Genomic DNA, 14,060 nt, shown 5'->3' with positions numbered 1-14,060 from the left:
AAGAGAAATTATTGCGGCAGGGGCGAGGCAGGGCGCCTGGCGCTCAGCAGGCGTGCCAGGCGCTCGAACAAGGTGGTCTTCGGCGGCGCGGGCCGGTGCAGCGCCACCAGGGTGGCCCATTGCTGCGACAGTTGCTGGCAGGTCGCTTGCAATACGGGACCCAGTCCGGGCGAACTGGACAGCACTTGCAGATGGCGTTCGATGACACCGGCCAGTTTCTCGCAGGGACTGCCCGCATGGTAGTGCGACATCAGGTGCAGCACGGCCGACAGCAGCAATTCAGGCTGCTGGCCTTGCGGGGAAGGAAACATCGGGGAAGGTCGGTCGTTCGCCATCAAACACTCCTGTGCGGGTGGTTTGGCTGGCTGCGCGCACGGGGCGCGACTGGCTGGCGAGTGTGGTGACTGGCTGCCGTGCTGCTTCAGGCAGTCAGGATCAGCTTGTTCAATTGGGTAACGCGCAGGCGATAGATCTTGCCGCTGTGCTCAATTTCCACTTCGCGGCCCTGCTGCAGCAGCGCTTCGCTGGTGATGCGGCGCGCCGGCTGGGCCATGCTGACGGGAGGACGGACGTGGGCAGTAGCGGCATCCTGGATCAAGGCTGGTTTTGAGCTGTGCATGTTGGGCTTTCTTTGTCTCAGTTGAGAATGATTCGTATTTGCATTATTGTTGAATGTGGCCCGAAAAGCAAGGCTTATTTGTGCCCGATGCAGGCTTTTTTTTGACTGCCGGGGAGGGGCGTGCCGTGTGCGTGGCGCGCGGTGGCGCCAGCGGGCGGGAGAAGGGCCGGACAGCAAAAAAGACCCGGCAAGGCGGTGTGCCTTGGCCGGGTCAAGCCTGTGCCAAGCTTGAAGGAATCGGCTGGCGTTAAATCGTGGCCAGCAATTGCGCCGAGGCGGTGGCGGCCGCCGTGGTGTCGGCCTTGAGCTTGGCGGCGGCCAGCTGCTTGGCGCGCGAGCGCGAGGGCGGCAGGCGGCGCAGGGTTTTCAGGGCGTCCGGGTCCTTGATGCCGATGGTGCGCTGGTCGACCGAGATCAGGCCGATTTCATTGAAGGCGGACAGGGTGCGGCTGACCGTTTCCAGGGTCAGGCCCAGGTAGCTGCCGATTTCATGGCGCGTCATGCGCAGGTTGAACAGCTTGCTCGAGTAGCCCATCTGCGCGAAGCGGTCGGCCAGCGAGACGAGGAAGCGCGCCACGCGGGCTTCGGCGCTGAGGGCACCGAGCATGCCGATCATGGCTTGCTCGCGCACCAGTTCGCGGCTCATCACGCCGTACATGACATTTTCCAGTTCCAGGTGCACGCGGCCCAGCGCCGTCAGCTTCTTGAACGGCAGCAGGATCAGGTCGCAGTCGGACAGCGCCACCGCTTCCGAGGAGTAATGGCGCGAGTGGATGCCGTCGACGCCCAGCATGTCGCCCTTCATGGGAAAACTGAGTACCTGCTCATTGCCGAATTCATCGATGAGCACGGTTTTCAGGAAGCCCGAATTGACGATGTACAGGGTGTCGAAGGGCTGGCCGATGGTGTGCACGCGCTGGCCCGTCTTGAATTGCACATGCTGGAACAGCAGTTCATCGGCGGCGATGGTGCAGGCGCTGGAGATATGCAGCAGGTCGCATACCTCCTTCAGGTTCGACCAAAGCCGCCCCTGGCGCTGGCGCCCCGCTTCCATCGGCGAGGAGGGGGGCAGCGACGTGGCGGCAGCGCGGGTTTCAGGCGTTTGCGTGGACAGCATGTTCATCTCCTGGTGACAGGTAGTTCAGAGTTGAATGACAAGGTGCACAGGGCGGCGGGCAAGGATGGGGCGGCGCGCGTCCAGGCGGGTAAATCTCAATGCGCTGAAGACTTGGTGTGTGATGAAATAACTTCCCAGCAACTTGATGACTGGTTTCAGTATGCCAACAACCGTATGCAATTAATATCAGCAGTGGCTGAATATGGCAGTAGGAGCTGTGGCAGTTGATGTAGGATTGTTCCTACGCGCGCGCGTGGATAGCTCAGGTCTTGAAGGGGGATAGCAGGCGGTGTGCCACCGCATATTGCACCATTTCCGATAGCGAACTCATGCCCATCTTTTGCATGATGCGTGTCTTGTGCGTACTCACGGTTTTCACGCTCAGGTGAAGATTGTTGGCGATTTCCGTGATCGACTTGCCTGCCACCAGCAGGGAAAAGACTTCGAACTCGCGGTCCGACAGCTGTTTGTGCAGCAGGCTTTCATTCGGCATCATGATGTTGAGCACGAGCTGCTCTGCCACCTCGGCGCTGATGTAGGGACGGCCCGATGCCACCTTGTGGATGGCGCCCACCAGCTGGGTGCCCGCGCTTTCCTTGGTCAGATAGCCTTGCGCGCCGGCGCGGATGGCGCGCACCGCATATTGCTCTTCCTCGTGCATGGTGAGGATCAGGATGGCCAGCTTGGGCGCTTCGCTGCGGATTTGCCGGATCAGGTCGACGCCGCTGCGGCCCGGCATCGACAGGTCGAGCAGCAACAGGTCGAAGCCGCCTTGACGGACGTGGTTGAGTACCTCAAAGCCGTCGATGGCTTCGCCCACGATGTCGATGTCCGGCGCGCCGTCAAGGATGCGTTTCAATCCTTCCCGCATGATGGTGTGGTCGTCGGCAATCACAATACGTATCATAGGCGCGCAATCCGGAAGCGTGTAATGTGTCCTGGCCGTTTCGTGGCGGCCGGCCAGGTGTTAATGTTAAGAAACGAGAAACATTGTCATTTTAACTGAAAAGGCCGCAGTGTTGCCTTTTACCCGCGCACCGGGATGCGGCGGCCTGCGTGGCCATGTGACCCCTTATTTTGATGGGGGTTCCTTGATCAGCCTATGCACGAGCACCGGCAATTTCGAGTGCGACAGCACCTTGTTGGTCACGCTGCCGAGCAGCAATTGCCCCCAGCCGCTGCGGCCATGCGAGCCCATGAAGATCAGGTCGCAGTGCTGCAATTGCGCCACTTCCACGATTTTCAGGGCCGGACTGTCGGAAAAGGCCGTCAGGCCCGTCGCTTCCAGGCCCCGCTTGGCGGCCGCGTCGAGGATGGGCTGCCAGTGGTCGGCTCCCGCCTTGCGCATGGCGATGCGGTACTCCTCTTCGCTGGGATAGCTGGGTGGAATGATTTCGATGTACACCGGGTACTGGTACTCGGGCGCCACGTACACGGCAAGGATGTCAGCTTGCATCTGTTCGGCAAAGGCAACGCCGGCACAGGCCGTCAGGTTGGAGACGGTGGAGCCGTCCGTGGCGATCAGAATTTTCTTATACATGGCAGGTCCTTTGGCGGTGACTCGGCGCGTGCAACGCCCCTTATTGTAGGCGCGGCGGCAGCATGGTATTCATGTAAAGACTTGATAATTATCAATACTATTGCACCTTCAGTATAGACAACGTTGGCAGAAAGATCGTGTTTTAGCCGCAACGATAGGCATGGACACTGTTGCGCAGCCGCCCGCGAGCAGGATTTCTTGTGCGCCGCGTGCTCTTGCACGCATGCCAATGGTAGTATTTCAAAATACAACAGCAGGAACACTTATTTCCCCACGGAAAAGCTCTTGTGGGCCAGCTTTACACCGGGAAGCGCGTTTTGAGATTTACCAACAGGGCGGCGCCCTGCTACACTCGCACCATCGCAGCGGTATTGCCTCAAATCATCTTAATCGAGAAATTGTGGGTATCAGTCTGTAAAACGCACAGTTCAGGCGGAATTTTGACAAATTATGGAGAAGCAGGGATATGACCAACGCCGCTGATGATTTCGATGCATTATTCGATGAAGTATCTGCGCAAAGTGCGGCCGCTCCCAAGCCCGCGCCTGCCGCAGCGCCCGCAGCCGTGATCGCGGACGACGATTTTGACGCGCTGTTCGATTCGGTGTCGGCCAGCGCCGCTGTGCCGCCAGCCTCCGCGGAAGCGCCACCTGCGACAACGGCAGGCGTGCCTGGCGAAGCGGCCGATCCTGTTGACCAGTCCGACAAGCCGATGTTCGAACGCCTGGGCGGCATCGTGCGCCTGCTGCACGATTCCCTGCGCGAACTGGGCTACGACAAGGCGTTGACGGAAGCGTCATCGCAGATCGTCGACGCACAGGACCGCCTGGAATATGTCGCCACTCTGACGGAACAGGCCGCCAACAAGGTTCTGAATACGCTCGACGAAGGCATGCCGGCGCAAGATGTGCTGTCGAAGAAAGCCAAGGACATGGACAGCCGCTGGACGGCGCTGTTCGATGGCAAGCTGAGCCTGGAAGAGTTCAAGGCCCTGGCCGGCGATTCGCGCCAGTTCGCGCAAGCCGTTGCCGAGGCAACGGAAGCGGAAAAAGCGCGCTTGCTGGAAATCATGATGGCGCAGGACTTCCAGGACATCACGGGTCAGCTGATCAAAAAAGTGGTCAACATCACCAAGACGGTGGAGCACGAGCTTGCCCAGCTTCTGCGCGACAACGCGCCGGCCGAAGTGCGCGAAAAACTGGCGCAAAAGCCGGTGCCGCTGATGCAGGGCCCATCCGTGCCGTCGGTGGCACTGGACCAGGATAATGTAGACGACCTTCTTGCGGATTTGGGATTCTAATGGACGATATGCTCAAGGATTTCGTCGTTGAGGCGATGGATCTTGCGGTTAATGTTGAAGAGCACTTATTGCGCCTCGAGCGTGATCCTGACAACAAGGAAACACTGAATGCCGTGTTTCGTTCCTTCCATACCATCAAGGGTGGCGCTGGCTTCATGGGCCTGCCCGCACTGGTGGCGGCCTGCCATCTGACGGAAAACCTGTTCGACGCCCTGCGCACGGGCGCCGCGCCGGTGACCCCGATCGCCATCGAGGCGGCGCTGCAAGCGTCCGGTTTCGTCGCCGACCAGCTGACGGAACTGGCCAACGGTGCCGCGCCGGAAAGCTTGCCGGCCATGCCGGAAGAGCTGGAACACATCCTGACGAACGCCATCGAAGGCAAGGGTATGGACGCACACGCGCCGGCCGCCGCCGTGGTGGCGGAAGTCGCCGTAGTGGTTGCCGAGGTGGTCGTGGCGGCCCCAGCCGCTGCCGCCGTGTCCGCAGCTACCGCCAGCGCCGATGGCCTGGATTGGGAAGGCATGTATAACGCCGTCGTGCCGGCGGGCAGCCAGATCGCTGCCGCAGCGGCCTCCGCCGTCGCCGCTGCACTTGCACCTGCACCTGCAGCCGTGGCCGCCGCGCCTGCCGCTGCCGCTGCTGCCGCTGCCAAGCCGGCCGCCAAGGCCTGGGATGGCGCGGAACGCCGCGACGAGCGTCCGGAAGTGCGTCATGCCGCGCCCGTCAAGGAAGACAGTATCCGCGTTGACGCCGTCAAGCTCGACGCGCTGCTGGAAGTGGCCGGAGAATCGGTACAGGCCGCTAACCAGGCTGCCGTGCTGCTTGAGCGCTTGCTGCAATTTAAATTCGAAGGCCAGGCCGCCACCCTGATGGCGACCCTGGCGGAAACCCTGGAACGCGCGTCGCGCTACTCGACGGAACTGCAGCGGGCCACGCTGGCCACGCGCATGCAGCCCGTGGGCCGATTGTTCCAGAAATTCCCGCGCCTGGTGCGCGAGCTGGCAAAAGACCTGGGCAAGGATGTCGAGCTGACCATCGAGGGCGCGGAGACCGAAGTCGACCGCGTGGTGGTCGACAGCCTGTACGATCCGCTGGTGCACATGCTGCGCAATTCGCTCGACCATGGCGTCGAATCGCCGGAAGCGCGCCTGGCCGCTGGCAAGCCCGCCAAATCGTATATTTCGCTGAAGGCCTGGCAGGAAGCCAACAGTGTCATGATCGTGCTGCAGGATGATGGCAAGGGCATGGACCCGGCCTTCCTGCGCAGCAAGGCCCAGCAAAAGGGCTTGATCAGCGAAAACGCGCAATTGAGCAACGACGAATGCTTCCAGCTGGTGTTCTTGCCGGGCTTCTCGACCAAGGAAGTCGCATCCAGCGTCTCCGGACGCGGCGTGGGCATGGACGTGGTGAAGACGGCCGTGGAGAAAAACCGCGGCGCCATCCACATCGAGTCGACGCTGGGCAAGGGCACCAAGTTCGCCATCCGCCTGCCGATCGAGCTGTCCATCGTGCCGACCATGCTGGTGTCCACCTCGGGCGCCGCGCTGGCGTTGCCGATGGCAGTGGTGCAGCGCGTCGTCGAATTGCCGGAAACCTTCATGGAAGTGGGCGGCGCGCCCGTGCTGAAAGACCAGGGCCGTCCATTGCCCGTGCGCTCGCTGGCCGGCGCCCTGGGATACGAATCGTGCAGCGAACGCGTGGGCATTGTTGTCGCTGCGCCACAGCCGTACATTCTCGCCGTGGCAGCCGTCGACGGTACGGCCGACCTGGTGATCAAGCCGATGACGGCCATCACCGTGGAAGGCATTACCGGTACCGCCCGCTCGGCCGAGGGCGAGCTGGTGCTGGTCGTAGGCCTATCGTTCCTGATGGATGGTTGCAGGGGAAGTGTGCGCATGGCTGCCTAGAAACACCGGCAAGCACACCAAGCCCGCTGCAGACCTCTGCAGCGGGCTTTTTTTTCGATTTTTTTCGATTTTTATTCGCCCCGCCGGCATTTTGGCGGATTTTCGTATCAGCAATTTTTTAACCATATCCGCAAGGCAGGCCGAATTTTGTATCGCCCATTCCACGCTGGGGCGGCTTTTGCTTCTGCATTGCACAATATATGGCATAATCATTGCCGATCCCTTCGATCAGTACGACAGATCACTTAAACAGGCTGTGGCAACGCTGCATAAATCATGATGAAGACGCTTTACGACAAACTCTGGGAATCCCACGTTGTTCGGGCCGAAGATGATGGCACGACAATTTTGTATATCGACCGGCACCTGCTGCACGAAGTCACCAGCCCGCAAGCCTTCGATGGTCTCAGCGTGGCGGGCCGCCAGCCGTGGCGCATTTCCGCCAACCTGGCCGTGGCCGACCATAACGTGCCCACCACCAGCCGCATCGACGGCATTGCCGATCCGGTCTCGCGCCTGCAGGTGGAAACGCTGGACAAGAACGCCAAGCATTACGGCTTGACCTACTTCAACATGAACGACAAGCGCCAGGGTATCGTGCATGTGATCGGCCCTGAGCAGGGTGCGACCCTGCCCGGCATGACGGTCGTCTGCGGCGACTCGCACACCTCCACGCACGGCGCCTTTGGCGCGCTGGCGCACGGCATCGGCACGTCCGAAGTGGAACACGTGCTGGCCACGCAAACCTTGCTGCAAAAGAAATCCAAGTCCATGCTGGTGCAAGTTGACGGCGCCTTGCCGGCCGGCGTGACGGCCAAGGATATCGTGCTGGCCATCATCGGCAAGATCGGTACGGCTGGCGGCACCGGTTACTGTATCGAGTTCGGCGGCTCGGCCATCCGCTCCCTGTCGATGGAAGGACGCATGACGGTGTGCAACATGGCCATCGAGGCGGGCGCGCGCGCCGGCATCATCGGCGTGGACGACACCACCATCAATTATGTCAAGGGCCGTCCGTTTTCGCCGGCCGGTCCGCACTGGGAACGCGCCGTGGCCTACTGGCGCACCCTGCATTCGGACCCGGGCGCCCGCTTCGACCTGGTCGTCACCCTCAACGCGCAAGACATCGTGCCGCAGGTGACCTGGGGCACATCGCCCGAGATGGTGGTCGGTATCGATGGCCGCGTGCCCGATCCAGACCAGGAAAAAGACAGCGTCAAGCGCGATGCGATGGAAAAGGCGCTGGTCTACATGGCCCTGAAACCGAATACCGCCATCGAAGACATCCGCATCGACAAGGTTTTCATCGGTTCCTGCACCAATTCGCGCATCGAGGACTTGCGCGCGGCGGCCGCCGTGGTGCGCGGCAAGTACCGCGCCTCGAACGTCACCCTGGCGCTGGTGGTACCCGGTTCCGGTCTCGTCAAGGACCAGGCCGAGCGCGAGGGACTGGACCGCATCTTCAAGGATGCCGGTTTCGAGTGGCGCGAGCCGGGCTGCTCCATGTGCCTGGCCATGAATGCGGACCGTCTGGAGCCGGGCGAACGCTGCGCCTCGACCTCGAACCGCAACTTCGAGGGCCGGCAAGGGCAGGGAGGCCGTACCCACCTGGTGTCACCCGCGATGGCGGCGGCGGCGGGCATCGCCGGCCACTTTGTCGACGTGCGGGGCTTGCGATGAGGGCAGGGACCGGCGCCGCTGGCGTACACTAGCGTTTCTGGTCCCTTACTTACTATCAAGAAATCATCATGAAAAAACTCTTCGCCCTCCTCATCGTCACCGTCGTCCTGTCCGGCTGCAACACCGTCTCCGGCATCGGCCGCGATGTGCAGAAAGTCGGCCAGGTCGTCACTGGCGCCGGCGGAAAATAAACCGTGACGTGCCGGCGCATAGCGCCGCCCGTCCTACCGAGTAGAAACAGCATGGATAAATTTACGATTTACGAAGGCCTGGTCGCCCCGCTGGACCGCGCCAACGTCGACACCGACGCGATTATCCCGAAGCAATTCCTGAAATCGATCCACCGCAGCGGTTTCGGCCCCAACCTGTTCGACGAATGGCGTTATCTCGACCATGGCGAACCGGGCCAGGACAACAGCCGCCGCCCGCTGAACCCCGAGTTCGTGCTCAACGAGGCGCGCTACCAGGGCGCCTCGATCTTGCTCACGCGCAAGAACTTCGGCTGCGGCTCCTCGCGCGAACACGCGCCGTGGGCGCTCGATCAATATGGCTTCCGCGCCATCATCGCGCCCTCGTTCGCCGACATCTTCTTCAATAATTGCTACAAGAACGGCTTGCTGCCCATCGTGCTGTCGGAAAGCCAGGTCGAGCACCTGTTCAATGAAGTCAAGGCCTTCCCCGGCTACAAGCTGGTGGTGGACCTGGAGCAGCAATGCGTGCGCACCAGCAATGGTTCCGTCTCGTATCCATTCGAGATCGACGCCTTCCGCAAGTATTGCCTGATGAATGGCCTCGACGATATCGGCCTGACCCTGCGCCATGCCGACGATATCCGCGCCTTCGAAGAGCGCCATTTGAATAGCCAACCGTGGCTCGCCAACGTCATTTGATCGATAAAAATATGAAAATTGCAATCTTACCCGGCGACGGCATCGGTCCTGAAATCGTCGCGCAAGCCGTCAAGGTGTTGAACGTGCTGGGCGAATCGTTCGAGCTGGAAACGGCACCCGTGGGCGGCGCCGGCTATGCGGCCCATGGTCACCCGCTGCCGGAAGCCACCCTGGCGCTGGCGAAAGCGGCTGATGCCGTGCTGTTCGGCGCCGTCGGCGACTACCAGTACGACAGCCTGGAGCGCCAGTTCCGTCCCGAGCAGGCGATTCTGGGCTTGCGCAAGAACCTGGGCCTGTTCGCCAACCTGCGTCCGGCCATTTTGTATCCGGAACTGGCGGGCGCCTCGACCCTGAAGCCGGAAGTGGTCTCCGGCCTCGATATCCTGATCATCCGCGAATTGACTGGCGACATCTATTTCGGCCAGCCGCGCGGCGTGCGCGAGTGCCCGGACGGTCCGTTCAAGGGCCAGCGCGAAGGTTTTGACACCATGCGCTATGCGGAAGGCGAAATCCGCCGCATCGCCCACGTGGCTTTCCAGGCGGCGCAAAAGCGCGACAAGCGCCTGACCAGCGTGGACAAGGCGAACGTGCTGGAAACCTTCCAGTTCTGGAAAGACATCGTCATCGATGTGCACAAGGAATATCCGGACGTGGCGCTCGATCATATGTATGTCGATAACGCGGCCATGCAGCTGGTGCGGGCGCCGAAGAAATTCGACGTCATGGTGACCGGTAACATGTTCGGCGACATCTTGTCGGACGCGGCCGCCATGCTGACGGGCTCGATCGGCATGCTGCCGTCCGCTTCGCTGGATGCCAACAACAAGGGCTTGTACGAGCCGTCGCACGGTTCGGCGCCCGATATCGCGGGCAAGGGCATCGCCAATCCGCTGGCGACGATTTTGTCGGCCGCCATGATGCTGCGCTATTCGCTGAATCGTGAAGAGCAGGCAAACCGTATCGAGGCTGCCGTCAAGCAAGTGCTGGCGCAGGGCTTGCGCACGGCCGATATCCATGAAGCGGGCACGACATTAGTCGGTACCGAGGCGATGGGTGATGCAGTTGTAAAAGCACTGGGATAAAATAGTCTAATGACGGCAGTCGCCGTCTCATCTTGAGGAATGGTAATGAAATTAGTTGGCTTGGTAGGTTGGCGCGGTATGGTCGGTTCGGTCCTGATGCAGCGCATGCAGGAAGAGGGCGATTTCGCCCACATCGAACCGGTGTTTTTCACCACTTCGAACACGGGCGGCGCCGCGCCGGCCATGGCGAAGAATGAAACCATCCTCAAGGATGCCAACAACATCGCCGAACTGTCCAAGTGCGACATCATCATTTCCTGCCAGGGCGGCGACTACACCAGCGCCGTCTTCCCGCAGCTGCGCGCCAGCGGCTGGAATGGCTACTGGATCGATGCGGCCTCGACCTTGCGCATGGAAAAAGACGCCGTCATCGTGCTCGATCCCGTCAACCTGCACGTCATCAAGGATGCGCTGGGCAAGGGCGTCAAGAATTACATCGGCGGCAATTGCACCGTTTCCTGCATGATGATGGGCCTGGGCGGCCTGTTCCAGCACGACCTGATCGACTGGATGACGTCGATGACGTACCAGGCGGCATCGGGCGGCGGCGCGCAGCATATGCGCGAACTGCTGACGCAATTTGGCACCATCAACAGCTCCGTCAAGGCGCTGCTGGACAACCCCGCTTCCGCCATCCTGGAAATCGACCGCCAGGTGCTGGCCACCCAGCACGGCTATTCCCCGGATGAAATCAAGCAATTCGGCGCGCCGCTGGCCGGCAACCTGATTCCGTGGATCGACAAGGACCTGGGCAACGGCCAGTCGAAGGAAGAGTGGAAGGCGGGCGCGGAAACGAACAAGATCCTCGGCCGCGGCATCGACTTTGGCACCAAAGAAATTCCTGTCGACGGCCTGTGCGTGCGCATCGGCGCCATGCGCTGCCATTCGCAAGCGCTGACCATCAAGCTCAAAAAAGACGTGCCGCTCGATGAAATCAACGACATCATCGCCAGCAACAATCAATGGGTCAAGCTGGTCCCGAACACGCGCGAAGCGTCCGTGCGCGACCTGTCGCCGGCAGCCGTCACGGGCAGCCTGACGATTCCCGTCGGCCGCGTGCGCAAGATGAGCATGGGCGGCGAATACCTGTCCGCCTTCACCGTGGGCGACCAATTGCTGTGGGGCGCGGCCGAGCCGCTGCGCCGCATGCTGCGTATTTTGCTCGACGCGTAACAGCAATAATTCAGCAATCAATCGCTGATGCAGATCAAGCCGGGGCTGTTTTCCCGGCTTTTTTTTCGCCCTGAGCCCGTCAAGGCTCAACCATGCGGAGCTTGCATAGCTCTGGGCATGATGATATGTTGATACCTCTGGAAAAGTAACAGTTTTCCCATGTCAACTAAGATGCCGCCAACTATGCCTGTACATACTCGTCCCCGGGTCGCCTCCCTTGCCATTAAAACACTCAGCAGCGCTGTCGCCTGTGCGGTGTTGTTGTCACCGGCGGTATCCGCAGCCGAGCTGGGCAAGATTACCGTGCTGTCCGCCGTCGGCCAGCCATTGCGCGCCGAAATCGAATTGACGGCGGTCAAACCAGACGAAGCGTCGTCGCTGCTGGCAAAGCTGGCCCCGCCCGACGCCTACCGCCAGGCCGTGGTGGATTTGAATCCCGCCTTGAATGCGTTGACCTTCGCCATCGAGACGCGCAATGGCAAGCCTTTCGTGCGTATCAGTTCGGCCCAGCCGTTGACCGAGCCGCTGGTCGATTTGCTGCTGGAGTTGAGCGGCAAGCATGGCCGGCAAGTACGCGAATATGCGTTCGTGCTCGATACGCCCGAAACGCGCCAGACGCGCGGCGCGCAAGTGACGGCGCCCGTGCAGCCAGGCAAGGGCAAGCCGACCGCAGCTGATACGGCACCGGCCGCGAAAAAGGCGGCGGGCGAATACAAGGTCAGGGCGGGCGACACCCTGAGCCGCATCGCCAGCGAGCTGAAACCATCGGGCGTGTCGCTCGACATGATGCTCGTCGCCCTGTACCGCGCCAATCCCGATGCCTTCAGGGGCGAGAACATGAACCGCATGCAGGCGGGGCGCATCCTGGCCGTACCGGGGGCGGATGCCGTGCGCGCCACCGACGCGGCCGAAGCGAAGGGCGTCGTGACGGCGCACGCCATCGATTTCGAAGCCTACCGCAACAAGCTGGCGGGTCAGGTATCGCAAAGCAAGCCGGCCAAGGCGGCGCAGGCGACGCAAAGCACGGCTGGCAAGATCGGCGCGACCAAGGTCCAGGAAAAGCCGACGGCCGTGAGCGAATCGCAAGACAAGCTGACACTGTCGAAGGCGGAGCCGGCGGCCAAGTCGGCCGGCAAGAGCGCCGTCGCCAGCGAGGAAGACAAGATTGCCAAGGCGAAGCAGGTCGATGAAGCGGCCGCCCGTGTCAAGGAGCTGGAAAAGAACGTCAGCGACCTGGAAAAGTTGATGGCGGTCAAGAGCAAGGCCATGGCCGACAAGAGCGCTCCCGCGCCCGCCAAGCCGGCCGAGGCCGCTGCCAGCGCATCGGCCAGTGCAGCGGCCAGCGCCGTCGCCAGCGCGCCGGCCGAAGCCCTGCCTCCCGTACCCAAGGCGAAACCGGTGCCGCTGGTGAGAAAACCATCGCCGCTGGAGCCGACCATCACCGACAAGATCAATGATCACCTGGGGGCCATCGGCATCGGCCTGGCCGCATTGCTGGCCGCCGTGGCTGCGCTGGTGATCGCGCGCCGCCGCAAGGACGCGCCGCCTGCGCCAGAGAGCGTGGCGCCCGTGCTTGAACCGGAAGCGCCGGTGACGCCGCCATCGGGCCTGGCGCCGGAAGAGCAGCAGTCCGAAGCGAGCAACCACCTGTTCGGTACGGGCGCCGCCGCAGCAGCCGGCGTGGCTGCCGCAGCGGGCGCCAGCATGCTCGATGCGAATGAAACAGACCCCGTCGCCGAAGCGGACGTGTATATTGCCTACGGCCGCGATGGCCAGGCGGAAGATATCCTCAAGGAAGCCTTGCGCATCCACCCCGAGCGCCATGCGGCCCGCTTGAAGTTGCTGGAAATCTATTCGGCCCGCAGCGATGTGCGCGCGTTTGAAGACCAGGCCAGCGAGCTCTACAGCCTGACGCGTGGCCAGGGCGAAGAGTGGCCGCAGGCGGCCGCGCTGGGCCTGGCGCTCGATCCCACCAATCCCCTGTATGGCGACACGGAAGACGATGCCGTCGTCAGCCTGAGCAAGGGCGCCGGCGACGACTTGCATGGCCAGAGCATGGACTTGCCCGACGATCTGCCTGCCCCATCGGCTGACCTGGCGCCGGCAGAGCCGGTTTCCTCGGTGAGCGCCCGCGATGCACGCGCCCCCCTCGATTTTGACCTCGACAGCCTCGATTTCGAGCCCGTTTCCACCAGCGACCCGATCGTCATGCCGGGGCCGGACAGCAAGCCGCAGTCCACTCCGCAGGAGGCGCAGTATGATGCCAGCATGGATTTCGGCCTCGACCTGGAGCCGCCAGCCGGCCCCGTGAATGGCCTGGGCGCCGGTTTGACGCCTTTGCCTGACCCGTTGAAAGACGTGGACCTGGCCCATTTCGACCTCGACGAGCCGGTGGCGCCCGCTGCCGCGCCCGTCGCGACGGCCGAGTCGTCCATCGACAGCCTGTTTGACGATGCGCAAACGCCAGCGACCTTGCCGGAAGCCATACCGCCGGCACAAGAATTCGACCTGTCCGGCATCGACCTGGACCTCAACGATGGCAAGACGGCCAGCGTGGGCGTGGATGACCCCTTGTCGGCCATCCACATGGAAATGGATACCAAGCTGGACCTGGCGATCGCTTACCAGGAAATCGGCGACAAGGAAGGCGCGCGTGAGCTGATCGACGAGGTCATCAAAGGCGGCAGCGAAGAGCAGGTTGCGAAGGCGAATACGATGAGAGCTTTGCTGGGCTAAGCACCTGATACGACGT

13 protein-coding genes are annotated in these 14,060 nt (G+C 62.1%); 8 read left to right on the top strand and 5 right to left on the bottom strand.

Annotated elements, in window-relative coordinates; translation table 11 throughout:
- Positions 1–8: 8 nt before the first annotated feature.
- From FJQ89_RS11795 to FJQ89_RS11775, 5 genes are all read right to left on the bottom strand, one after another.
- On the bottom strand, positions 9–335 hold the full coding sequence (locus tag FJQ89_RS11795; RefSeq protein ID WP_141170309.1) for a hypothetical protein: 327 nt from the start codon (positions 333–335) through the stop codon (positions 9–11).
- An 86-nt stretch (positions 336–421) separates the two neighbouring features.
- On the bottom strand, positions 422–619 hold the full coding sequence (gene hemP, locus FJQ89_RS11790) for a hemin uptake protein HemP (RefSeq protein WP_071076091.1): 198 nt from the start codon (positions 617–619) through the stop codon (positions 422–424).
- Between the two features lie 247 nt (positions 620–866).
- Positions 867–1,673 (bottom strand): Crp/Fnr family transcriptional regulator, encoded by an 807-nt coding sequence (locus FJQ89_RS11785; protein WP_034750901.1) that lies wholly within the window; start codon positions 1,671–1,673, stop codon positions 867–869.
- 325 nt (positions 1,674–1,998) lie between these two features.
- Complete coding sequence (locus tag FJQ89_RS11780) at positions 1,999–2,643, bottom strand: response regulator (RefSeq protein WP_034750556.1); 645 nt, start codon at positions 2,641–2,643, stop codon at positions 1,999–2,001.
- Between the two features lie 165 nt (positions 2,644–2,808).
- Positions 2,809–3,276 carry a universal stress protein gene (locus FJQ89_RS11775; RefSeq protein WP_071076092.1) on the bottom strand — a complete coding sequence of 156 codons (468 nt, stop codon included), beginning with the start codon at positions 3,274–3,276 and terminating at the stop codon, positions 2,809–2,811.
- 466 nt (positions 3,277–3,742) lie between these two features.
- Between FJQ89_RS11775 and FJQ89_RS11770 the strand changes: the two genes are divergently transcribed.
- From FJQ89_RS11770 to FJQ89_RS11735, 8 genes are all read left to right on the top strand, one after another.
- A complete protein-coding gene (locus FJQ89_RS11770) occupies positions 3,743–4,576 on the top strand; it encodes a protein phosphatase CheZ (protein WP_141170308.1) in 834 nt (277 codons plus the stop codon).
- Positions 4,576–6,483 (top strand): chemotaxis protein CheA, encoded by a 1,908-nt coding sequence (locus FJQ89_RS11765; protein WP_141170307.1) that lies wholly within the window; start codon positions 4,576–4,578, stop codon positions 6,481–6,483. Before FJQ89_RS11770 ends, FJQ89_RS11765 begins: the two co-directional genes overlap by 1 nt.
- Before the next feature lie 276 nt (positions 6,484–6,759).
- Positions 6,760–8,163 (top strand): 3-isopropylmalate dehydratase large subunit, encoded by a 1,404-nt coding sequence (leuC, locus tag FJQ89_RS11760; protein ID WP_141170306.1) that lies wholly within the window; start codon positions 6,760–6,762, stop codon positions 8,161–8,163.
- Between the two features lie 68 nt (positions 8,164–8,231).
- Positions 8,232–8,354 carry an entericidin A/B family lipoprotein gene (locus tag FJQ89_RS11755; RefSeq protein ID WP_141170305.1) on the top strand — a complete coding sequence of 41 codons (123 nt, stop codon included), beginning with the start codon at positions 8,232–8,234 and terminating at the stop codon, positions 8,352–8,354.
- Between the two features lie 51 nt (positions 8,355–8,405).
- Positions 8,406–9,053, top strand: a complete 648-nt coding sequence (gene leuD, locus FJQ89_RS11750; RefSeq protein WP_096237214.1) for a 3-isopropylmalate dehydratase small subunit — start codon at positions 8,406–8,408, stop codon at positions 9,051–9,053.
- 11 nt (positions 9,054–9,064) lie between these two features.
- On the top strand, positions 9,065–10,135 hold the full coding sequence (gene leuB / locus FJQ89_RS11745) for a 3-isopropylmalate dehydrogenase (RefSeq protein WP_141170304.1): 1,071 nt from the start codon (positions 9,065–9,067) through the stop codon (positions 10,133–10,135).
- Between the two features lie 45 nt (positions 10,136–10,180).
- A complete protein-coding gene (gene asd / locus FJQ89_RS11740) occupies positions 10,181–11,308 on the top strand; it encodes an aspartate-semialdehyde dehydrogenase (protein WP_141170303.1) in 1,128 nt (375 codons plus the stop codon).
- Positions 11,309–11,569: 261 nt separating this feature from the next.
- The gene (locus FJQ89_RS11735) at positions 11,570–14,044 is read left to right on the top strand and encodes a motility hub landmark protein FimV (protein ID WP_423245204.1); all 2,475 of its coding nucleotides are present in this window, start codon (positions 11,570–11,572) and stop codon (positions 14,042–14,044) included.
- Positions 14,045–14,060: the final 16 nt, after the last annotated feature.

Origin of the sequence: Janthinobacterium tructae (genome assembly GCF_006517255.1) — a bacterium.
In the GTDB taxonomy this organism is placed as follows: Bacteria; Pseudomonadota; Gammaproteobacteria; order Burkholderiales; family Burkholderiaceae_D; genus Janthinobacterium; species Janthinobacterium tructae.
The sequence above is the reverse complement of the archived record's forward strand: the minus strand, read 5'-3'. Positions and strand labels throughout refer to the sequence as shown.

Coding starts and splice junctions, on each gene's coding strand:
- FJQ89_RS11795 (WP_141170309.1), bottom strand. CDS start 335: ATGGCGAACGACCGACCTTCCCCGATGTTTCCTTCCCCGCAAGGCCAG.
- hemP (WP_071076091.1), bottom strand. CDS start 619: ATGCACAGCTCAAAACCAGCCTTGATCCAGGATGCCGCTACTGCCCAC.
- FJQ89_RS11785 (WP_034750901.1), bottom strand. CDS start 1,673: ATGGAAGCGGGGCGCCAGCGCCAGGGGCGGCTTTGGTCGAACCTGAAG.
- FJQ89_RS11780 (WP_034750556.1), bottom strand. CDS start 2,643: ATGATACGTATTGTGATTGCCGACGACCACACCATCATGCGGGAAGGA.
- FJQ89_RS11775 (WP_071076092.1), bottom strand. CDS start 3,276: ATGTATAAGAAAATTCTGATCGCCACGGACGGCTCCACCGTCTCCAAC.
- FJQ89_RS11770 (WP_141170308.1), top strand. CDS start 3,743: ATGACCAACGCCGCTGATGATTTCGATGCATTATTCGATGAAGTATCT.
- FJQ89_RS11765 (WP_141170307.1), top strand. CDS start 4,576: ATGGACGATATGCTCAAGGATTTCGTCGTTGAGGCGATGGATCTTGCG.
- leuC (WP_141170306.1), top strand. CDS start 6,760: ATGATGAAGACGCTTTACGACAAACTCTGGGAATCCCACGTTGTTCGG.
- FJQ89_RS11755 (WP_141170305.1), top strand. CDS start 8,232: ATGAAAAAACTCTTCGCCCTCCTCATCGTCACCGTCGTCCTGTCCGGC.
- leuD (WP_096237214.1), top strand. CDS start 8,406: ATGGATAAATTTACGATTTACGAAGGCCTGGTCGCCCCGCTGGACCGC.
- leuB (WP_141170304.1), top strand. CDS start 9,065: ATGAAAATTGCAATCTTACCCGGCGACGGCATCGGTCCTGAAATCGTC.
- asd (WP_141170303.1), top strand. CDS start 10,181: ATGAAATTAGTTGGCTTGGTAGGTTGGCGCGGTATGGTCGGTTCGGTC.